General features: G+C 57.5%; 22 protein-coding genes and 1 pseudogene. 21 read left to right on the top strand and 2 right to left on the bottom strand.

Annotated features, from left to right (window positions below):
• Positions 1-152: 152 nt before the first annotated feature.
• The 12 genes from ACOYNV_RS09180 to ACOYNV_RS09125 are packed head-to-tail and all read left to right on the top strand — an operon-like array spanning position 153 to position 10,662.
• Positions 153-533 (top strand): lytic transglycosylase domain-containing protein, encoded by a 381-nt coding sequence (locus tag ACOYNV_RS09180; protein WP_422899463.1) that lies wholly within the window; start codon positions 153-155, stop codon positions 531-533.
• 54 nt (positions 534-587) lie between these two features.
• Positions 588-1,079, top strand: a complete 492-nt coding sequence (gene gspG, locus ACOYNV_RS09175; RefSeq protein WP_422899462.1) for a type II secretion system major pseudopilin GspG — start codon at positions 588-590, stop codon at positions 1,077-1,079.
• Between the two features lie 19 nt (positions 1,080-1,098).
• On the top strand, positions 1,099-2,295 hold the full coding sequence (locus tag ACOYNV_RS09170) for a type II secretion system F family protein (protein ID WP_422899461.1): 1,197 nt from the start codon (positions 1,099-1,101) through the stop codon (positions 2,293-2,295).
• Positions 2,292-3,995, top strand: coding sequence for a GspE/PulE family protein (locus ACOYNV_RS09165; protein WP_422899460.1), 1,704 nt, complete (start codon positions 2,292-2,294; stop codon positions 3,993-3,995). The genes ACOYNV_RS09170 and ACOYNV_RS09165 overlap by 4 nt, the downstream gene beginning before the upstream one ends.
• The gene (locus ACOYNV_RS09160) at positions 3,946-4,821 is read left to right on the top strand and encodes a hypothetical protein (protein ID WP_422899459.1); all 876 of its coding nucleotides are present in this window, start codon (positions 3,946-3,948) and stop codon (positions 4,819-4,821) included. Before ACOYNV_RS09165 ends, ACOYNV_RS09160 begins: the two co-directional genes overlap by 50 nt.
• Positions 4,818-5,411: a hypothetical protein gene (locus ACOYNV_RS09155; RefSeq protein WP_422899458.1), complete on the top strand. Its 594-nt coding sequence runs from the start codon at positions 4,818-4,820 to the stop codon at positions 5,409-5,411. The genes ACOYNV_RS09160 and ACOYNV_RS09155 overlap by 4 nt, the downstream gene beginning before the upstream one ends.
• Positions 5,408-6,034 carry a hypothetical protein gene (locus tag ACOYNV_RS09150; RefSeq protein WP_422899457.1) on the top strand — a complete coding sequence of 209 codons (627 nt, stop codon included), beginning with the start codon at positions 5,408-5,410 and terminating at the stop codon, positions 6,032-6,034. The genes ACOYNV_RS09155 and ACOYNV_RS09150 overlap by 4 nt, the downstream gene beginning before the upstream one ends.
• Positions 6,031-6,603, top strand: coding sequence for a hypothetical protein (locus ACOYNV_RS09145; RefSeq protein WP_422899456.1), 573 nt, complete (start codon positions 6,031-6,033; stop codon positions 6,601-6,603). Before ACOYNV_RS09150 ends, ACOYNV_RS09145 begins: the two co-directional genes overlap by 4 nt.
• On the top strand, positions 6,603-9,062 hold the full coding sequence (locus tag ACOYNV_RS09140) for a secretin N-terminal domain-containing protein (RefSeq protein ID WP_422899455.1): 2,460 nt from the start codon (positions 6,603-6,605) through the stop codon (positions 9,060-9,062). Before ACOYNV_RS09145 ends, ACOYNV_RS09140 begins: the two co-directional genes overlap by 1 nt.
• 3 nt (positions 9,063-9,065) lie before the next feature.
• Complete coding sequence (locus ACOYNV_RS09135; protein ID WP_422899454.1) at positions 9,066-9,599, top strand: type IV pilin protein; 534 nt, start codon at positions 9,066-9,068, stop codon at positions 9,597-9,599.
• The gene (locus ACOYNV_RS09130) at positions 9,599-10,048 is read left to right on the top strand and encodes a type II secretion system protein (RefSeq protein ID WP_422899453.1); all 450 of its coding nucleotides are present in this window, start codon (positions 9,599-9,601) and stop codon (positions 10,046-10,048) included. The genes ACOYNV_RS09135 and ACOYNV_RS09130 overlap by 1 nt, the downstream gene beginning before the upstream one ends.
• Positions 10,049-10,050: 2 nt before the next feature.
• Entirely contained in the window at positions 10,051-10,662 is a 612-nt protein-coding gene (locus tag ACOYNV_RS09125) for a type II secretion system protein (protein ID WP_422899452.1), read from the top strand.
• Positions 10,663-10,885: 223 nt separating this feature from the next.
• On the opposite strand, the gene ACOYNV_RS09120 is transcribed toward ACOYNV_RS09125, so the two are convergent.
• The gene (locus ACOYNV_RS09120; protein ID WP_422899451.1) at positions 10,886-11,188 is read right to left on the bottom strand and encodes a hypothetical protein; all 303 of its coding nucleotides are present in this window, start codon (positions 11,186-11,188) and stop codon (positions 10,886-10,888) included.
• Positions 11,189-11,839: 651 nt separating this feature from the next.
• Between ACOYNV_RS09120 and ACOYNV_RS09115 the strand changes: the two genes are divergently transcribed.
• From ACOYNV_RS09115 to ACOYNV_RS09095, 5 genes are all read left to right on the top strand, one after another.
• Positions 11,840-12,934, top strand: a complete 1,095-nt coding sequence (locus ACOYNV_RS09115; RefSeq protein ID WP_422899450.1) for a Gfo/Idh/MocA family protein — start codon at positions 11,840-11,842, stop codon at positions 12,932-12,934.
• A gap of 33 nt (positions 12,935-12,967) precedes the next feature.
• Complete coding sequence (locus ACOYNV_RS09110; RefSeq protein ID WP_422899449.1) at positions 12,968-14,080, top strand: DegT/DnrJ/EryC1/StrS family aminotransferase; 1,113 nt, start codon at positions 12,968-12,970, stop codon at positions 14,078-14,080.
• Between the two features lie 35 nt (positions 14,081-14,115).
• Entirely contained in the window at positions 14,116-14,748 is a 633-nt protein-coding gene (locus ACOYNV_RS09105) for a hypothetical protein (RefSeq protein ID WP_422899448.1), read from the top strand.
• Positions 14,749-15,200: 452 nt separating this feature from the next.
• Positions 15,201-16,178 carry an NAD-dependent epimerase/dehydratase family protein gene (locus tag ACOYNV_RS09100; RefSeq protein WP_422899447.1) on the top strand — a complete coding sequence of 326 codons (978 nt, stop codon included), beginning with the start codon at positions 15,201-15,203 and terminating at the stop codon, positions 16,176-16,178.
• Positions 16,175-17,320 (top strand): DegT/DnrJ/EryC1/StrS family aminotransferase, encoded by a 1,146-nt coding sequence (locus ACOYNV_RS09095; RefSeq protein WP_422899446.1) that lies wholly within the window; start codon positions 16,175-16,177, stop codon positions 17,318-17,320. Before ACOYNV_RS09100 ends, ACOYNV_RS09095 begins: the two co-directional genes overlap by 4 nt.
• A 173-nt stretch (positions 17,321-17,493) precedes the next feature.
• Here the strand turns inward: ACOYNV_RS09095 and ACOYNV_RS09090 are convergent.
• Positions 17,494-18,335, bottom strand: a pseudogene (locus tag ACOYNV_RS09090) (IS1595 family transposase); the annotation flags it as partial.
• Positions 18,336-18,545: 210 nt separating this feature from the next.
• Between ACOYNV_RS09090 and ACOYNV_RS09085 the strand changes: the two are divergent.
• The 4 genes from ACOYNV_RS09085 to ACOYNV_RS09070 all read left to right on the top strand — a co-directional run bounded on the left by ACOYNV_RS09085 (position 18,546) and on the right by ACOYNV_RS09070 (position 21,378).
• Positions 18,546-19,997, top strand: coding sequence for an undecaprenyl-phosphate glucose phosphotransferase (locus tag ACOYNV_RS09085; RefSeq protein ID WP_422899445.1), 1,452 nt, complete (start codon positions 18,546-18,548; stop codon positions 19,995-19,997).
• A gap of 50 nt (positions 19,998-20,047) precedes the next feature.
• Entirely contained in the window at positions 20,048-20,281 is a 234-nt protein-coding gene (locus ACOYNV_RS09080) for an ISAzo13-like element transposase-related protein (protein WP_422899464.1), read from the top strand.
• 123 nt (positions 20,282-20,404) lie between these two features.
• Entirely contained in the window at positions 20,405-20,890 is a 486-nt protein-coding gene (locus tag ACOYNV_RS09075; RefSeq protein WP_422899444.1) for a hypothetical protein, read from the top strand.
• The gene (locus ACOYNV_RS09070; protein ID WP_422899443.1) at positions 20,887-21,378 is read left to right on the top strand and encodes a glycosyltransferase; all 492 of its coding nucleotides are present in this window, start codon (positions 20,887-20,889) and stop codon (positions 21,376-21,378) included. The genes ACOYNV_RS09075 and ACOYNV_RS09070 overlap by 4 nt, the downstream gene beginning before the upstream one ends.
• Positions 21,379-21,385: the final 7 nt, after the last annotated feature.

Here is a 21,385-nt window from a genome sequence, read left to right as displayed (position 1 = left end):
TCCCATCCTCATCCAGCTCGGGTTTGTTTGTCTGGATTTGAGCGGGCCATAACAGCGTGCCAATCTACGCCAGTCAGCGCTTTGATGCAAACTACAGGATATTCATCCGCGTCGAGACTTTTCCCGAGGTTCGTAGCAAGGTTTCACGGAAAATGGCAATCGAGAGATACCAGCAAGGCAAGCTACAACTGACTCCGCTGATCGAACACTACGCGCGCATCAATGACGTGTCACCTGCCCTCGTCGCGGTGGCGATAGGCGTGGAGTACGGTTTCAACGCAAGAGCAGTTTCGCCAAAGGGCGCATCGGGCGCCATGCAATTGATGCCGGCCACTTCAGCTCGTTACGTAGTCACCAATCCCGACGATCCGGCGCAGAACATCGATGCCGGTGTGCGTCACCTCAAGAAACTGCTCGATAAGCATCGGGGCAACGTCGCGCTGGCGCTGGCGGCTTACAACGCTGGCCAGGGAACGTTCGTCAGTTATGGCAGTCAAATGCTTCCTTATCTTGAAACGATGCACTATGCTTAAATCGATGCACTATGTACCGGCGGTACTTGCCGCCGCATCACGATGAAACAGACAGTGATTAGATACCCATCGACCGTTTGCTACCACTTGCTTGGCCGCTTTACGTGCGCCGCAGCAGTCCGACGGCGCTGTAGAGTTCCTTGTGCAGCGGCAGGTTTTACGCTGCTCGAACTACTGGTGGTGGTGGCGATCATCGGCTTGCTGGCAGCCTACGTTGGCCCAAAGTATTTCTCGCAGGTGAGCAAAACAGAGCATGGGGTTGCCAAGGCGCAGATCGAGGCCTTCGCACGCGCGCTCGATACCTATCGGCTCGACGTCGGGCAGTATCCGACCACCGAAGAGGGACTCAACGCCTTATTGACCAGGCCGAACAACGTAGCTAAGTGGAACGGCCCCTATCTCCAGAAGATGGTGCCGCTCGACCCTTGGGGGCGACCCTATACTTACCGTGCTCCTGGCGTCGCCGGCGACTTCGACATCATCTCCCTTGGCAAGGATGGCCAGCCAGGCGGAACCGGTGACGCAGCCGACGTCACTAACCAATAAGGATTGTAGCGAAGCTAGCATGCGTTTTACTGTTCGTTCCTTATCTCCGGACAATCTGATCGAGACGCACACCGTAGACGCCGCGGATACCGGGGAGGTCAGCAGACTACTCCAGCAGAGGCGACTGCAACCCCTGTCGATCGAAGCTGCCAGTGGGTCAGGCGTGGGCTATTCCTCATTGCCGGGTCGCACCCCGTTCTCGCTTCTGCTGTTCAGCGCCGAACTGCTGGCTTTGCTTGAGGCCGGGCTGAGTCTGGTCGAGTCATTCGAAGCCCTGCTCGAAAAGGAAGCTTCGCCGATAGCGCGTGCAGTGCTCGAGCGGCTGATGGAAGACCTGCGCGAAGGGTTGCGTTTTTCCGCTGCCTTGGCTCGCCAGTCGGATGTTTTTCCCCCGCTGTATGTTGGTATCGTCACGGCTGCCGAGGGAACCAGTGACCTGCCGCAGGCGCTATCACGCTACATCGACTATCAAACGCGGCTGGACACGGTTCGCAACCGGATGGTCAGTGCGGCCATCTACCCTGCCATCCTGCTGGTCGTCGGCGGCGGCGTGACCTTCTTCCTGATGGGCTACGTCGTGCCTCGCTTCGCGGGAGTGTACCAGGGAACTGGCCGTGCGCTGCCCTGGTTGTCGCAACTACTCCTCGACTGGGGACAATTTGTCGGACAGCACTCTGGTACCGTATTCGGTTGCCTGCTGGCCCTGATGCTCGTTGCTGGCTACTGGCTGCGCCGTTTTGTTCACAGCGGACGCTGGATCGTTTTCATGACCCGTCTGCCCGGGATCGGCGAACGCGTCCGGATCATCGAGTTGTCGCGGCTCTATCTGACCACCGGCATGCTGCTCGAAGGCGGCATTCCGATACTGTCGGCACTCGACATCGTCAGTAATGTGGTTTCGCCGATGACACGAGCGGCGCTGCTGGTCGCCCGCAGCATCATCTCCGATGGCGGAACGCTGTCGCAGGCTTTCGACAGCAGCCGGCTGACGACACCGATCGCCCTGCGCATGCTGCGTGTCGGTGAGCGGTCAGGGCAGATGGGGGCCATGCTGACGCGTTCGGCGCTGTTCTACGAAGGCGAAAGCGCACGCTGGATAGAGCGGTTCACCAAGGTCTTCGAGCCGGTGCTGATGACCGTCATTGGCCTGCTCGTCGGGCTGATCGTCATCCTGCTTTACATGCCCATTTTCGACCTGGCCGGGACGCTGAAATGAATGCCCCCGCATGGAACGCTGGTGATGACCTTGGTGATGATATCCTGCAGCAGGCACGTAGCCTCGCTCAGGCTTCAGGGCGGTCGCTAGTGACGGAAATCGAGGAGCTAACCGGCACTGAGCCGCGGCAGATTGTCGATCAACTGGCTCGTCGGTTTCACCTGGCGGTCATGGAGACTACCGAGATGCTGGTCTCTGCCCCGGCGTTCGACCTCCTGCCGCTGGCCAGAGCTCAGCGGCGCTGCTGTGTTCTGCTGCGTACGCCGCAAGAGCTTGCCGGTAGCCGGATCATCGGCGTCACCCAGGATCCATTTGATAGTGACTGCATGGTCTGGCTGAGCAGCTTGGCCGGCACACCGGTCCACTTCTGCCTTGCCCTGGCGGCCGACATCCAGGCCTATCTGTCGAAACACGAGGAGTCCGTGAATGCGGTACATTCGCTGCTCGACGATACTGGCAGGACACCGGAGCGCTACCGGTCTGCCGAGGTTCTGAGTTTCGCCTCGGTCAGCGAAGCGGCCAGCCCTGCCGTCAAGCTCGTCAACTCGACCGTTTATGACGCGGTAAAGACGGGGGCGAGCGACATTCATCTCGAGAGCACACCGACCGGCATCACCATCAAGTACCGTATCGACGGCGTCCTAGATGCGGTCGCCCAGATCAGCGGCGTGGCGCTGGCAGAGCAGGTTATCTCGCGACTGAAGGTAATGGCCGAGCTTGACATTGCTGAGCGGCGAACTCCCCAGGATGGCAGTTTTCGTGTCGAAGTCGCTGGCCGCGACATCGATCTGCGGGTGTCGATCATGCCGTGCATCCATGGTGAGGACGCCGTCGTGCGTGTTCTCGACAAGCGCGGCGTCCTCGAGGCGCATGGTTCGCTGACACTGGGTTCGCTGGGCTTTGACGAGATGTCGCTGAAGGCGCTACGTCGTCTGGTCGAGGAACCCTACGGCATGCTGCTGGTGACCGGGCCAACGGGTTCGGGCAAGACCACGACGTTGTACGGCGCGATCTCCGAGATCAACAACGGTCGCGATAAAATCATTACCATCGAAGACCCGGTCGAATACCAGTTGCCCGGCGTACTGCAGATTCCGGTCAATGACAAGAAAGGGCTGACCTTCGCTCGCGGTCTGCGTTCGATCCTTCGGCACGACCCGGACAAGATCATGGTCGGCGAAATCCGCGACCGCGAAACCGCAGAAATTGCCGTGCAGTCGGCGCTGACCGGGCATCTGGTGCTGACCACGGTACACGCCAACAATGTCTTCGATGTCTTCGGTCGCTTCACGCACATGGGCATCGACCCCTACGCTTTCGCCTCGGCGCTGAACGGCATTTGGGCACAGCGACTGCTGCGGGTGAACTGTCCACGCTGCAGCGAGTCCTATGCACCAAGCGAAGCAGAACTTGAGCGCTTTGCGATCGCGACCGATGATCTGGCGCGTTTTGACTTCCGGCGTGGCAATGGCTGCGGAGATTGTCGGGGTACGGGTTATCGTGGGCGCAAAGCGGTTGCTGAGATACTCAATCTGAACGACGAGTTGCGCGAACTGATCATCGAGAAGCGGCCGATTCGGCAACTCAAGGAGGCGGCGTACCGAAACGGCACGCGCAGCCTGACGGAAGCCGCACTTCGCCTGGTGGCCAATGGTGAAACAACGCTCGAAGACCTACGCCGTGTCACGCTTTCAGCATAAGCACCTGCTACTCGGCTGCACCGCCGACAGCGCCACGCTGCTTGCAGTACAGGCATCGACCGCCGTTGAAGTGCTAGCATGGGTCGCTGTTGATGCACTGCAGCACGGCTCCGTTACAGCATTGTGTGGCGCACTGCCGGATCTGAAGCCGGAGAACCCCGTCGCCACGCCAGCGTCGTTACGCGTTACCGTGGATGACAGTCTGGCGCGCAGCTTTGTTGTCACCCCACCGCGTGGCGCGCAAAGTCTGCGCGAACTGCGGGCCAGCGCGGCAGCACGCTTTGCGGCGCTGTACGGCGATCCGACCGAGCAGTGGCTGCTGGCTGCTGACTGGCAGGTAACTGTTCCCTTCATCGTCTGCGCGCTGCCGCGGCAACTCTTTCAGGCGCTTGAGAGCCTGGACCGGACGAATGACTGGCGCCTGGACTCGGTAAAGCCGGCCTTGGTTCGCGCCTGGAACTGCCTGCATGCCTCGATCCCGGCTAACGGCTGGCTGGTCGTCGGTTTCGGACAGACCCTGACCCTCGTCCATACCCGCAACGAGCAGGCCGCCGGCCTACGCACATTGCGCCTGCCCGGCGCTCCGGATTTGTCCGAACTGGCAACGCTGATCGAGCAGGAGCGTCTGCGGATGCCGGTTCCGGCCGAGGCAGGCGATCGGCAATCGCTGTTGTGGACGGGTGCCGCCGACTGGTTGCCGGCAGCGCCGACAATCGCTGGGCTGGCTTCGCGCGTAGAGCATCTGCGCGCCCCCGCGGTGCCGACGGCCGAGTTGACGGAACCCTGCCAGATCGCTTGTCACTTGGCGTTCGCTGGACGTCGATGATGAAACAGCTGAACATCAATTTTGTCGACCGTCCACTATGGCGTATGCCGGTCGCCGTGCGCCAGCGTCAGGCCTTGATCGGCCTCGGAGTGGCGACAGCCCTCGCCGGTATGGCCATCGTCTGGCAGTGGCAGCAACTCGATCAGCAGCTAGATGAAATGACGCAGTCGATCACACTGGCCCGCCAGAAGCTGGTCGAACGCACCCCCCCGGCGACAGCCCCTCTGCTCCTCTTCGAGCAACAGATCGTCTCTATTAACAGCGCCATCGATCAGCTCAATACGCCCTGGCCAGCACTGCTGGACGGTTTCGAGCGCGTCGCCAGCGCCGATATCGCCCTGCTGCAGATCGAACCGGACCATCGTCGACGCTTGGTTAAAGGCGTTGCCGAAGCAAAGAATCATCAGCAGATGCTTGACTACCTGAAGTTGCTCGGCTCGGTCGCGCCCTTTTCAGGCGCGATGGTGATCAGACAGGAGGTGAATGAAAAGGATCCTAACCGACCGCTTCGTTTCATGTTCGAGGCGCTGCTCGACGATTCGCTAGCGGTCGTCGAAACGTCGGGCGAGCAGGCACGGGACGCCGAATGAACCAGCTCAAACTAGTCGCTGACCGCCTGCGGCTGGCCGCTGACCTTTGGCTTCACCGGCACGGCCCGTGGTGTCTGCTGTTCGTCGGCATGCTCGGCGTGTTGCTGGGCTTCGCCTTGATCGTCATGCCGCAGCTAAACGCCGAACTGGCAACGAAACAAGCGACGCTGAAAAACTTGCAGGTGCTTGTGGCGTCTAGCCAGGAGCGGTCCGTCCCAGCCGTGGATTCCGCTGCCAAGTCCGCCCTCCACTACCAGGCATTCCGGGAAAATCTGGCCGACGATGAGCAGGTTTTGCCAAGCATTAAGGCCATACTCGACTCGGCAGAGAGGCATCATCTGGTCAGCAGTCGCGCCGAGTATCTGCGTGCTGGCGATGACCACGCGCAGACGGAGATGCTGCAGATGACGGTGCCGGTTAAGGGGCGTTACAGCGACATCCGGCGCTGGATTGAAGATATTTTGGGCACGCAGGCCTTTGTGGCAGTGAATGAGCTCGCCTTCAAGCGTGAAGAAATTAGCGAGAACCAGGTCGAAGCCAAGATTCGTTTTACTATCTGGCACCACCCGGCCAGTCCAGCCAAGCGCGCCGGACGAATCCGTGCGAGCGAAGTGGCCCCATGAACGGACGTCGCCTTCTATTGATATCGCTGTTGATCGTAGCCGCGTACCTCGCCTTATTTGGCGACAAGACGCCGACCGACAGGCCTGCTGCCGATGTCGTCCAGGCCTCGCCGACAAGGGTGCAGGCCATTTCCAGCACTGCCGAAGCGGCGCGGGTACCGGCCGATAGCCGGCCGGCTGTGTCGCGACTTTCTGCCCGCAAGGCCACGTCGACCCTTGAAGTTGCGGCCTTGATCCCGCGTGACAAACTGATTCCGATAGCTGGCGACTACCAGGCAGATCGTGATCTTTTCCCCTCGCTGAGCTGGACGCCACCACCTCCACAACCCCCCCCGGCAAAGCCAACCGCGCCGATGGCTCCGCCAGTCCCATTCGAGTATCTTGGCAAGAAATTCGAAGGCGGGCACTGGGAAGCATACCTTGGAAGCGGGGAAGAAGTGCGCATCGTGCGCGAGGGCATGTCGCTGGACGGTATCTACCAGGTCATGAGCATTAAACCGCCGACGCTGACGCTGATGTATGTACCGCTGAAGCAATCGCAAACCATCTCGATCGGAGGGTCGCAATAGTGAGCAAGGCCAACACCGGCCAGACCGGATCTGCAGGCGGCTGGCGACGCTGCTGCCTGAGCCTGCTGGCAGCGTTGTTGCTGGCGGGATGTGCTGCCCAGAACGCTTATCGCGATGCGCAAACGCTTCTGGCTGAAGAAAAGGTCGACGTCGGGCTGGCGAAAATGCAGGAAGCGATGGCCCTCGACCCAACTTCCGCCGAGTATCGCATTGCCTATTTTCGCGCCCTTGACCGCTATCTCAATGCCAGCCTCACCAAGGCTGAACGCGCTTTAACCGAGGCGCGTTACGAAGAAGCCGAAGGGGCTTACCGCCGTGCACTAGTGCTTAAGCCAGGCAATGAGCGTGCTGTCGCCGGGTTGCGCCTGATAGAAAGCGCACGCCGGAATGAAATCCTGTTCCAGGAAGCAGAGCTTGCCTGGAACAGGAAAGATGCGGAGCTGGCTCTGGACCGCTTGCGGACGATCCTCGCCGTATCCCCGAAACATGAGCGCGCGCGTGCCTTGCTACGAGCGATCGAAGAGAAGACTACCAAGATAACCAGGGAGTCGGTGTTGACGGCAGCGTTCAGAAACCCGATCACCATCGAATTCAAGGACATGCCGCTGAAGTTGATTTTTGAAGTGTTGTCGAGGGCTTCAGGTCTCAATTTCGTCTTCGACAAGGATCTCCACGCCGACCAGAAAACAACCATTTTTCTGCGCAACAGCACCATCGAGGCGGCGTTAAACGTCCTGCTGCTCACCAACCAGCTTGAGCAGCGTGTCCTCGATGGCAACTCGATCCTGATCTACCCGAATACTCCAGCTAAGCAGAAGGAATACCAGACCTTGGTAGTCAAGACCTATTATCTGGCGAATTCAGATGCCAAGACCGTCGCTAACACCTTGAAGACGATCCTCAAGACCCGGGATATCGTCGTCGACGAGAAGCTGAACTTGCTGGTAATCCGTGACAGCCCGGAAGCGATTCGCCTGGCGGATAGACTAGTGAACTTGCAGGATATTCCAGAGCCCGAGGTTCTCCTGGAGGTGGAAATTCTCGAGGTCAAGCGCTCGCGGCTGCTCGACCTGGGGGTGAAATGGCCGGAAACGATGGCTCTGAGACCTTTGCCCTCAACCACGAATGGCACGCTGACGTTGAATGACCTGAGGAATATTAACTCGACGACGACGGGCGTGACTGTCGGTCCGGTGGTGATCAGCGCCAACCAGCTTGATGGCGACGTCAATCTGCTGGCCAACCCGCGGATCCGCGCGCGTAACCGTGAGAAGGCCAAGATCCTGATCGGCGACCGTTTGCCGAATATCACTTCGACGATCACGGCGACCGGCTTCTCATCCGAGTCGATCACCTACATTGATGTCGGTCTGAAGCTTGATGTCGAACCGACAATCTATCTCGACAACGAGGTGGCGATGAAAATTACCCTCGAAGTCAGCAATGTTGTCAACAAGGTCGAGACCAAATCCGGCACGGTGGCCTACCAGATCGGCACGCGCACGGCGACCAGCGTCCTGCGCCTCAAGGACGGCGAGAACCAGCTGCTGGCTGGCCTGATCAGCGACGAGGACCGGCGTACCGCCAGCAAGTTGCCGTTCATCGGCGACATTCCCATTCTCGGCCGGCTGTTCGGGAGTCACTCCGACGAGGGGATCAAAACCGAGATCGTGCTGTCTATCACGCCACGTATTTTGCGCAACATTCAGCGTCCGGAAGCCAACTTGGCCGAGTTTGACGGCGGTACCGAAACCAGTTTCCGCTCACGGCCGGAGAGCGGGGGCGGTGGCCAGTCGTTCGGCATCGGGGCGCCTGGTGAACGACCTGCCCGCGAGGGCACAGCGGCGGCAAGCTCAGCCGCTGCGGGTGTGGCCGCGCCCGGCGTGCAGAGCGGTTCCCCTTACTCTTTGGCTGACGGTTCGCTGCAGCCGGGAACAGGGGGGGGTACGCAGGCAAATCCTCTGCTGTCCTCGGCGGATGGTACCGTCGCTCAGCCAGGATCGATGTTTTCGAGTGGCGGCGGCCTGCCTACCGTTGCGTCCTCCGGAACGGCACAACCGCTCTGGCAAGGCCCGGCACAACTCCAGGTCGGCCAGACGGCCGCGCTGCCACTGGTGCTACAGTCCGATCAGCCAGTAGTCAGCGTGCCGTTAGCCATCGCCTTTGATCCGCGCCTGCTGCAAGTTGCTGATGTTAGCGAAGGCGCCTTCCTAAAACAGGGTGGCGCAACGACTACCTTCACCTATCGGGTGGACCCCAGCGGGCAGGTGTTGCTGACTGCGACACGATCTGGCTCTGGCGGCGCCACTACTCGTGAAGTCTTGGCCACGGTGACATTTCGAGCCCTGGCGGCCGGTACCACAAAGGTTGACCTTATCACGATGGCGCCAGTCGGCTCGGGAGGCACAACGATCAACACCATCCTGCCAGCAGCACATGCCTTGACCATCACACCCTGATCCATGACAGACCAGACTACATCACTGCAGCGCCTGCTGGCGCTCCCCTGTCGTCAACCACGCACCAGCCCGATACGCGGCTTTTCGTTGATCGAACTGATGATCACCCTTGCCATAGTGGCCGTTCTGGCCAGTATCGTCGTGCCGGTTGCGCAGACGTCGATACAGCACAGCAAGGAGCAGGACCTCAGGCTCGCCCTGCGCGATCTGCGCGCTGCCATCGACCAGTACAAGAAGGCTCATGACGAGGGACGCATTCGTAAATCACTAGGTGACACCGGTTATCCAAAGAAACTGACCTCCCTTGTTGAGGGCGAGGAGGACGCGCGTGACCCGAAGCACCGTAAAATTTACTTCCTGCGGCAGATTCCACGCGACCCGATGCAGCCGGATGCCGACGTAGCCGCGGAAGACACCTGGAGCACCCGGGCCTACGCCAGCGAACCTGATAATCCACAAGCCGGCGAAGATATTTATGACGTCCATTCGAAGTCCGCCGGCATCGGTCTTAACGGCGTGCCCTACCGCCAATGGTGATGGACAACAATCCGCAGTGCTTTGAACAACCACGGCGTGGCTGCGCCGCGGCCCTGCACAATCGCCGCGAACGACTGATTGGTGGGGGTTTTACACTGATCGAGCTACTCGTCGTCCTGTCGATCATCGCCTTGCTGCTTACCTTGGCCATGCCAAGGTATTTCAACAGCATTGACACGGCGAAGGAAGCGGTACTGAGCGAGAATCTGCATCTCGTACGAGAAACGATCGACAAGTTTTACGCCGACAAGGGGCGTTATCCCGAGAGTCTCGAGGAACTTGTCAGCGAAAAGTATCTGCGCTCACTGCCTCATGACCCGGTCACCGGCAGTGCCAGCACGTGGATAATCATTGCGCCCGAGACACCCGGCGCCAAGGGAAACGTGTACGACATCAAGAGCGGTGCGTCCGGTACTACCCGGGACGGCAAGTCCCTTGGAGACCTTTAGCGATGCGGCGAGATTCCCCGCCTGGCACACGTCCGGGCTACCTTGAGGCCGGCTTCACCTATCTGGGGCTGCTGATCCTGGTCGCTATTCTCGCCTTGGCGACGAGCGCCACGCTGACGCTGGGCAGCATTGTCCAGCGGCGTGAGGCCGAGCAGAGACTGCTCGATGTCGGTGCCGCCTATCGTCAGGCGATCGCCAGCTATGTGCGTACCAGCAGCCCGGCGGGACCCCGCCGCTACCCGCAATCGCTCGCCGAGTTGCTTAAGGATCCCCGTTATCCCGGTGTGCGTCGGCACCTGCGACAACTTTATCCCGACCCGATAACCGGCAAGGCCGAGTGGGGTCTCGTTCTGGCACCCGGCGGCGGAATCATGGGAATACATAGTCTCTCCAATGCACGGCCAATCAAGATTGGCGAGTTTGAGGCAGAGAATCAGTTGTTCGAAGGGAAGTCGAGTTATTCCGAATGGGTCTTTGTGCTAATAACTGGCACGCCAGTTATTAGCACAGTTCCCTCCGCACGCACCGGACCAGACCAGGGAATGGTCCCACCGATACTCCCCTCCATCTCATCAGGACAGCACTCATTGTTTCCAATGGGCGTTGTTGAATAATTACTGGTTGCGTGGTTTTTTCCCCCTGCCATTTTGTCTGGAAGCCACGGTAGGCGGCGAATGCGGACCCGTCATGCGAAGTAGCTATCCGGTCTTTATACGCACTTTGTTCACCCAATCGCTGAAAGCCGCTCAAGGCAAGGGGTTGGTTGATTTTTTTATTTCATATGTAGTGCTTGTCAGAAAACCCCATTTTTGAAAAATTCGCCGGGGTTCGGCCTATTTATATGGCATAGTCGTTCTGCGCCCGGCCGTCTATTACAATTGTATATTCAAACCATTCATTGCACAGGATGGACGTATCGCCTGGCAGCGCAAAACGGGCTGCAACCTGCGCAGTCATGTAGAGTTGGCTATACAACGGTACAGGCTCATTTTCGGTAATTTCATGAAAGCGCGAGCGTTGCCTCAGCAAAAGACCGAGGCATGGATCAATGCGTCTGTGCTCAACAGAATGACCAATCTGGGCATGCCGATGTCCGTCAAAATCTAAAAAAATGACCAGGAACGGGGATACCTTCGCCATTTCTCGATTTATGCAACACGCCCCATCTCCATGTGCAGTTCGGATATGTCGCTCAAGGTTGCTACAGCTACAGCACCTTTCGCTGAACTTTACCGCTGAGGTTTGACGCAACTACCGTAGTTGGTTTCACACCATGAATCTGGCGCTATCTCCCTCAGAGCTTATTGTCGCAAACGTCTTGCGGGCAGCCATCCCAGCATTTTTCTTGTTTCCACAATTGGATCCCAATCTCAAGAAAATCACGGGCAAATTCGCACGCCATGATCTGGACTCAGCTACCAGCCAATTGGCCTCGTGAAGGATAACGGAAAAGTCAACACTGTTCAGATTTATTCAACAACGCCCCAAAATACATGTAACCGTGTATCCATTTCTAATAGTTATGGGTATTTGTATAGCATCAATAGCAAATTATGCTGAATCCAGATGCATATTAAGGATAAATATCTTCCGTGCGAAGAGAAGCCTGTTATGCGTTACGGTTATTTTTTCTGAGAATTTCAACGCCAACTTGCTGCAGTGGACTGATTCAAGAAGGCTTACTGACTTTTAATATTTATTCCAGATGTTGCCTCTTGACCTGGAATAACGTGCTTAACGATAACGCTAATCCGGATTGATAATTGTATCCATCATATTGGAGGATGTGAAATGGTGATAAACATAGGTGTCGTCGGCTACGGCTATTGGGGCCCGAATCTCGTTCGAAATTTTGCTGAAACGCCCGGAGCCAACCTCGTGGCTGTAGTGGACCTCGACATGGAGAAGCTCAATGTCGTCAAGAAACGGTTTCCGGCAGTGACGGTTACAACGCGTTTCCAGGATCTGCTGGATAACCCATCGATCCACGCCATTGCGATCGCCACTCCGGTCAACACACATTTTGACCTCGGCATGGCAGCACTAAGGGCTGGCAAACATCTCTGGCTCGAGAAGCCTATGACGGAAACATCCGCGGAGGCACGTGCGCTGGTCGATGAGGCGGAGAAGCGGGGTCTTGTGCTACTGGTTGACCACACCTTCATCTACACTGGCGCCGTGCGCAAGATGGCCGAGATCATTCGCTCCGGTGATCTTGGCGAGGTTTACTATTTCGACTCGACCCGTGTGAATCTGGGCTTGTTCCAGCGTGACGTCAGCGTGATCTCGGACCTGGCGGTACACGACTTTGCCATCCTCGATTACCTGCTCGGCGAGCACCCGACGGCGATTACGGCAAGCGGCACGAATCACTTCCCAGGCTCCCCGGAGAATCTCGCCTACATCACGCTGTTTTACGAGTCCGGTACGATCGCTCACACCAACGTCAGTTGGCTCGCCCCGGTCAAGGTGCGGCAAATTCTTGTCGGCGGCAGCAAGAAAATGATCACTTACGACGACCTGGAACCTAGCGAGAAGATCAAAGTGTACGACAAGGGTGTGAACTTCACCGACGACCCGGCGCAGATCAAGGAGATGCGAATTGGGTACCGAATGGGCGATATGTGGGCTCCCAAGATCTCGGGCACCGAGGCGCTCAGGCTGGAGGGTGAGCACTTCGTCGATTGCATCTTGAATAGCAAGGTTCCCGAAACCGACGGCAAGCTGGGACTCCGGGTTGTCGAACTCATCGAAGCCGCAACCAGTTCGATGCGCGGAAAGGGAGAAACCGTCTACCTCAATCGGCAACATGGGGACCGGCGGCTGCTTGGCGCTTCTCGTCGCCAGTCGAATGAAGGCCGCCTGTCCGTTGTTCGGCCAGGGTGAGATTATTTTCGTGAAATATCAGGGGAAATTAAAGTGATTCCATTCGTAGACCTGAAGGCCCAATACACGAGCATCAAGACAGAAATCAATGCCGCGATCCAGGGAGTTCTTGATTCCTGCCAGTTCACCCTCGGCAGCGAGGTTGCCAAGTTCGAGGAGGAGTTCGCCGCCTATTCCGGAGCAAAAATCGGCATAGGAGTGAACACTGGCACCAGTGCATTGCATCTGGCGCTGCTCGCTGCGGACATTGGTCCCGGTGACGAGGTCATCACCGTGCCATTCACCTTCGTCGCGACGGTGGCGGCAATTTACTACACCGGGGCCAAGCCCGTGTTCGTCGATATTGACCCGCGTACATTCACGATGGATCCGGCCGGCTTGGCAGCGGCGATCACACCGCGCACGAAGGCAATTATTCCGGTGCATCTTTACGGGCAGTCGGCGGATATGGACCCGATCCTTGCGATTGCCAGCAAGCATAATCTCATCGTCATCGAAGACGCGGCGCAGGCGCACGGTGCAGAATACAAGGGCCGCCGAGCTGGCAGCATGGGCGACATGGGGTGCTTCAGTTTCTACCCAGGCAAGAATCTCGGCGCCTACGGCGAAGGTGGCATGGTCGTCACGGATAATGCCGACTACGCACGCACGATCAGGATGTTGCGGGACTGGGGCGCCGAGAAAAAATATCAGCATGTCCTCAAAGGCTACAATTATCGCCTTGAGGGCATACAGGGCGCGGTGTTACGCGTGAAACTGAGGCACCTCGAAGCCTGGACCGAAGGGCGGCGGGCCGCTGCCGCGCGCTACGACCTGGCCTTTTCAGGCAGCGACGTGCGGACGCCCGAGGCATTGTCCCATAACCGCCATGTATATCACATCTATGCGATCCGCACCGCGCATCGTCAAGCCTGGATAGACGCGCTGTCGGCCGACGGCATCCAGACCGGCATTCACTACCCGATTCCAGTGCACCTGCTGCCTGCTTATGAGGATCTTGGCTACAAGGCCGGACAGTTCCCTCATTCGGAGCAGGCTGGCAACGAGGTGCTATCCCTGCCGATGTTTCCGGAACTGACGGTTGAGCAGACTGCAGCTGTCAGCGCGGCGGTTTGTAATCTTGTCGCCGAAGAAGTCGCCGCATAATGCCCAACCAGCAGCCCTGAAGAGGAACTGACGGCATGGCACATAAGCCACCGACACCCCTGCTCATCTTCCCGTGCAATGGGAATGCCGTTGAGGCGCTCGACTGTCTCGGCGACGAGTACCTAATGATCGGGTTCGTGGACGATACGCCAGATAAGCAGGGGACAAGTCGCTTCGGATTTCCGGTTCTTCCAAGGGCGGCCCTGCTGGAACATCCCTCGGCACAAGTGCTCGCTGTTCCGGGAAGTCCGATGTCTTACCGCGGACGGCAGAGCGTTATCGACGGTCTCGGGATTGATGCGGACCGGTTCGCCAGGGTGATCCATCCGATGGCGCGAGTCTCGGGGCTCGCCCGAATCGGACATAACGTGCTGATCATGGCAGGGGTCGTAATCACCAGCAATGCTGTCATAGGTGACCACGTTTGCCTCCTGCCGAACACAGTTATTCACCACGACGTTATGATCGGTGACTGGACGCTAGTCGGGTCCAATGTATCCATAGCCGGCAATGTGAGGGTTGCCAGCAACTGCTACGTGGGAAGTGGGGCACGCATCATTAATGGAATTGACATTGGCAAACGCGCACTTTTGGGTCTGGGCAGCAATGTGCTGCACAGTGTACTGCCCGATACCACTGTGGTGGGAAATCCCGCCTACCAGTTGTGAAGGCCTGTTGGTCAGCCTCGCACAGAAGCACAAGCAATCTGATCGCGCAATATCATGAAAACGATTCATCTGAAGTGAAAGGTGTTTTCCAAGTGGTTCGAATATTTATAACTGTACTTGGGTTCGGGCGAGGATTCCATGGCTATAAGAGCATGGCAGCGCTGCCACCCTGCAAGCCGCGCTCGATGAGTTCGAAAGTACATGAAAGTGTCAAAGTAAGTGCGTTATGAACCTGATCAACGGCAAGTACAAAGGCATCTACCCTAATGATGAGGAGCAACCCATTTTGCAGAAAAATTCTGATTCGCGAGTGCCGCGGAATGTGTGTCTTTCACGAAATACTCAAGCTTGGCCTGCGGAACGCCTCTATGGGTTCGTTGTCGCTCTGCCTCAACATCCCTCCCAGGACCGTCGCGAGCGAGGGAAAATTCAGAAGAGGAGCAAGTAAACGCATGAAAATCGACGGTGCGAATATCCTGGTTACAGGTGGCTGCGGCCTGATCGGTTCTACGACGATCGATATCCTGCTTCGTGACCATCACCCGGCGCGAATTGTGATTCTTGATAACATGGTCCGCGGCACGCTGGCCAATGTTTCTCATGTACTGAATGACCCCCGTGTCACCTTGGTACGCGGCGACATCCGGGATCCGGACACGGTTTATGGAGTGACCGAGGGAATGGATGCAGTCATTCACATGGCGGCGCTACGCATTACGGCGTGTGCTGAGCACCCACGCGAAGCCATGGAGGTCATGTGCGATGGCGCCTTCAACGTCGTTGATGCCGCACGTATGGCCGGTGTGAAAAAAGTTATCGCCGCCTCTTCTGCGTCGATCTACGGACTCGCAGACATTTTCCCGACAACTGAGGAGCATCACCCCTACAACAACCATACATTATACGGTGCCAGCAAGATCATGCTCGAGGGCCTGCTGCGTTCGTACCATGCGATGCACAAACTGCCTTACGTAGCCCTGCGTTACTTCAATGTCTACGGGCCGCGCATGGACCTGCACGGGAAATACACCGAGGTGCTGATTCGCTGGATGGACCGGATCAAAGCGGGACTGCCGCCGTTGATCCTTGGCGACGGGCATCAGACAATGGACTTCGTGTACATTGAAGACGTGGCTCGCGCCAATGTCTTGGCACTCGCCTCCGATGTCACCAACGAAGTTTTCAACGTCGCCAGCGGTAGCGAAACAAGCTTGCGCGAACTTGCAGACGCGCTACTCAAGGTCATGGGCTCGAACTTTCGCCCCGAATTTGGTCCCGAACGTAATGTGAACCCGGTATCAAGGCGCCTGGCCGCCGTCTCCAAGGCCGAGTTAATGCTGGGCTTCAAGGCTACGGTAGGTCTGGAGGAGGGGCTCGCCCGGCTCGATCGGTGGTGGCAGGAGAATCGAGCGGTGCTCGTCTTATCATGATTCCAATAGCCAAGCCATGGATGGGTGATGCCGAGGCGGACGCCGCACGTCGCGTGATCCTTAGCGGCTGGATCACGCAGGGTCCGGAGGTCGCGGCATTTGAGAACGACTTCGCCGCCCTCGTGGGCTCAAACCACGCCTGCGCGGTATCCAACTGCACGACGGCTCTTCATCTGGCGTTGTTGGCAGCCGGCGTCAGTCGTGGTGACGAAGTCATCACCGTCAGCCACTCATACATCGCAACAGCCAACAGCATATATTATTGCGGCGCGACGCCGGTTTTCATCGACATCGACCCGCGGACCTTCAACATGGACCCGGGATTGATCAGCGCGGCAATCACTAGCAAGACGCGCGCAATCCTGTGCGTGCACCAGATCGGCATGCCGTGCGACCTACAAGGAATCCTCGAAGTCGCTCGCGTGCATTCGATTCCTGTCATCGAGGATGCGGCATGTGCCATCGGCAGCGAAATTCTCTGGGACGGACAATGGGAGAAGATTGGACGTCCGCATGCCGACGTCGCGTGCTTCTCATTCCATCCGCGCAAGGTGGTCAGTACGGGCGATGGTGGCATGATCACCACCAACCATGCCGACTGGGACGCCAAATTCCGTTTGCTGCGCCAGCATGCCATGAGCGTTCCCGACACGATACGGCATAAGTCAAGCCAGGTCATTTTCGAGTCATATCCGGTGGTTGGCTACAACTATCGCATGACCGACATACAAGCGGCGGTTGGCCGGGAGCAGCTCCGAAGGCTGCCAGAGATTGTCAGGGAACGTCGCCTGCTCGCAGATGGATATAACGCGCTGCTTGCCGATACCTTGGGATTGGTGTTACCCCATGAGCCGGAATGGGCACGTTCTAACTGGCAGAGCTATTGTGTTCGTTTGCCCATTGGCTGTGACCAGCGAAGTGTGATGCAAGCCATGCTTGATGCCGGAATCAGCACCCGCCGGGGAATTATGTGCAGTCACCGGGAGCCGGCCTACCAGAGCAGCCCGTTGCGTTATCCGCTGCCGCACTCTGAGCACGCCCAGGACGAGTGCATCCTGTTGCCACTGTTTCCGTCCATGACAAGTGTGGAGCAAAGCCAAGTTGTTACTGCGCTTCAGGCGGCTTGCAATGTACGGCCGTAGCAAATTTTTCCTGAAATCGGCTACGGAGCCTTTGCCTTCTGTTTGGACTGGGTGAGAACTGAGAATCCGGAGAATTGAAGCAACAATGTATCAATATCAATAAGTATGCATCTCGACGACATTGTATTCCCTGTTAATGACAGGCGAACGACAATGACATGGCAATTGAGTAAGCAGGCAATTCCGGAGCGTCGGGACGCCAGCCTGAGATTGAATCGGCGGTTGAATCGGTAAGTGAAAGTCGCGAGGTACTGAACGTCATATTTTAGAAGGGAAGCGCGTGATAGCAACCCGAAAGGCCGGTCTTGAGATTGCCCAAGTCCGTGTTGACCCACTTGAACTCCGGCAAGTCCTTGGGCTTTCGCCCGGCGACGACGGTCGGCTGATGAACACAGCCGGTGTCGGTGACAGCGTTGAAGCAAGCAAGACCATCCAACAGCACCGTCGATCCAGGTGCAAGATGGCTCTTGGCCCACTGGGCAATTGCCTTCAGGGTAAAGCCGAGAACCCGCGTGAGTTTTGCACGCAAAAGGTGGCTCTTCTCGCTGAACGAGACCGCTGTCACGAACGGGAACATGTTCTCCGAACCCCGCCCCGCCTTGCCGCTTGTACGTTTGCCGCCCAAGTAAGCGTCGTCGACCTCAACCTGGCCGCCGAGAACATAGAACTCTTCGCGCCGTTCCATCGACCGCATCAGCGTCAGCGCCGACAGACCCATCGTGGCCTGGCTGATGAGGTAGATCGCCAGGAACCATACGGTCAGCAGCAACTTGGCGCACTGAAACACCGTCCCGGCGATCAGCGAGGTTTGCTGCCGACAGACGTTGCACTGAAACACCTCGCACTATCCCCCGCTCAGAACACAGTGAGCGTGCTCACCGCAGAACGGACAGGAAAACCTGTTCGGCCACCGCGCCGCCTCCGAGGCTGCTGCGCACTGCGACTCGCTTCCAAAGCGCTCGGTGAACTCCGGCATCGACAAACCGGGTTGAAACTGGATTCGATTCATGGTCAAGGCGGCGTACTCCCTGTGGTGACAGAGTCCAGGGAAAGCCTCGTCGGGCTCACCCGATGCGCCCTGCTGACAATCATTGCTAATCAGGAAGGAACAACTGGGGGGCCAGGCCGCAAACGACCTATCTCGGCTCTCGGCATATCAATCGCTACCGTAATAGTGCACCACCACCCCGAGAACGCGCTTTTCTAACCGACCCTAATCACCAATATGTATCCCAACGAAGACACGAGCCACACTCTGAATCGCCAGAGGTTCTCGTTCACTGATCCCACCGTAGACACGAACCACACTCTGAATCGCCAGCGGTTCTCGTTCACTGCGGCGCTCGAAGCGTTTCTGGATCCAGTGGTGGCGGGATTGTGCCTGTTTGGCGCGCTGCTATTCCATGGGCATGATATCGAGCAAGTTCACGTGATATTGGCGCTGATCGTCTTTTCGCTGATGTTTCCTGGCGATGCTTACTTCCACGAACGAACCCGGCGAGTGATACGAAAAAAGGTAACCGGTTGGGTGTTTTTTTCTGTCACTCTTTGCTCTCTGGGATATATCACTGGATACGCTAGTCATTTTGCACTAGATGTCATTTGGACTTGGGTTGTCACCACACCCGTGGCACTGATCGCCTGCCATATGGCGGGATGCCAGATTGTGGCGCGTGTCCTTGCGACCGAAAACAACCGGACCAGTGCCGTCGTCGTCGGCTGCAATGAAACGGGTCTGCGGCTCGCCCGTTCCTTTGTCGACAACTGTTACCTCGGTGTAACGTTCTGCGGATTTTTTGACGAGCGCGATCGCAGACCCCTTGGCTTGATAGGTGACATGCCTTTGCTCGGTAAAGTCTCGCATCTTGGCGACTATGTCAGACAGCGGAGCATAGACCGGATCTACCTGGCGTTGCCAATGGCATCTCAGCCCCGCATCCTCAGGGTGCTGGACGACTTGAAAGACACCACCGCGTCGATCTTCTTCGCGCCAGACATCTTTCTCACCGACCTCATCCAGGGCCGTCTGAATGATGTCGGTGGAATCCCGGTGGTAGCAGTCTGTGAGACTCCGTTCTTGGGTTTCAATGGCGCCATCAAGAGACTTTCTGACATCGTCTTGAGCGTGCTGACCCTCATTGTTTTTTCCCCGGTCTTTCTGGCGATTGCCGTTGGCGTGAAGACGAGTTCGCCCGGACCGGTCATTTTCAAGCAGCGCCGCTACGGACTCGATGGTAAGGAGATTCTCGTCTACAAGTTCCGCTCGATGACGGTATGCGAGGATAGCGGCGCCATTGCCCAAGCACGTAAGAATGATCCCCGGGTAACCCCTTTCGGCGGATTTCTCCGGCGCACTTCGCTCGATGAACTGCCACAGTTCATCAATGTCCTGCAGGGGCGTATGAGCATCGTCGGCCCGCGTCCGCACGCGGTCTCCCACAACGAGACGTATCGCAAAGTCATCAAGAGCTACATGGTGCGGCACAAGGTCAAGCCCGGGATCACCGGCTGGGCACAGGTCAATGGCTGCCGTGGCGAGACAGAGACGGTCGAGAAAATGCAGAAGCGCATTGAATGGGATCTGGAGTATCTGCGAACATGGTCGCTCGGTCTGGACATGTGGATCATTATCAAAACTGTATGGGTAGTACTGCGAGGTGACGACAATGCCTACTGAGCCTCATGCAAAACTCGCACTGCAGGGCTGTTTTTTAGCGTTGCTGGGGAATCCTGGAACAGCACTGGAACGGCGCCAAGGTGACCGATACCCAAACGATGTTGGAGTGGGCCAAGAGCATGACCTGGAAAGGCGTTCATCCCATTGTCGAACTGAGCCGCACGGTCTATGGAAAAAGAGTCACCGTTGCCAGGGATGCCATGCAAGCCGTCGAGTCAAGGCTGGAACGAAACCCGCTTCTTCCCAAACGGGACATCTTGATTCGACCGGCCTGCACGCTATGAATACTCGTAGAAATCACCTTAGCGATTTTTGCTTCTTTGAATATGGCGCAGTCTACTATGCTAGTGGATTGTGGAATCCCTGCTCTGCAGGTTACCTTTCTATATAGCGTGCAAGGATACACAATGGTCGTCAAACATTTAGCAGATGCTGATAGTATTTCGCAACGACGAATTCTTGCTGTTGCGTCTTCAGGAGGTCATTGGGTGCAACTCCAGCGGCTCCGCCCCGCCCTCAATGGACACGATATTGCATTTGTGACGACGAATGACGGATATCGGAGCGAAACGCTTCCCCAACGATTCTACGCAGTAAATGACGCGTCGAGGTGGAATAAGCTTCGGCTACTTCAGATGGCCTTGCGCATCATTGTGATCATGCTGCGTGAGCGACCGGATGTAGTGATCTCGACCGGCGCCGCCTGTGGATATTTTTCGATTCGTCTAGGAAAGTTGATGGGTGCCCGGACCATCTGGATTGATTCGATCGCCAACATCGATGGGGTTTCGATGTCCGGCCAGTTGGTGAGGCCATATGCGGATCTTTGGCTTACTCAGTGGCCCCATCTGGCACAGCCGGATGGTCCCCACTATGCCGGAGCCGTGTTGTGATATTCGTTACCGTTGGAACGCAGCTACCGTTCGATCGCCTGATTCGCACTGTCGATGCCTGGGCTGGGCGCACGGGTCGGCGCGACATCCTGGCGCAGATCGGGCCGAGTGAACTGCATCCCCAATTTATTGAATACCACCCGTTCCTCTCACCCCCGGAGTTCACTCGTCACTTCTCCAACGCTGAACTGGTGATCGCTCATGCGGGTATGGGATCGATCCTTAGTGCAATGAGCCTAGGCAAACCCATTCTAGTGATACCACGGCGCGCTGGTCTGAATGAGCATCGCAACGACCACCAGTTCGCCACCGCGCGGTGTTTCAAGGAAACGGGGAACATTTTGGTGGCGTTGGACGAACAAGAACTGGGTGCGCAGCTTAGTCGACTGGAGAGCATTCCAGCGGCGTCGCGGATTGGACTTTACGCCTCGCCTGAACTGCTAGCCGCGGTCAGGGCCTTCCTCTCGAACGATGAAAGAATTTCCTGATCCGAAA

It is taken from the genome of Propionivibrio sp. (genome assembly GCF_049316945.1).
Taxonomy (GTDB): domain Bacteria; phylum Pseudomonadota; class Gammaproteobacteria; order Burkholderiales; family Rhodocyclaceae; genus Propionivibrio.
The sequence above is the reverse complement of the archived record's forward strand: the minus strand, read 5'-3'. Positions and strand labels throughout refer to the sequence as shown.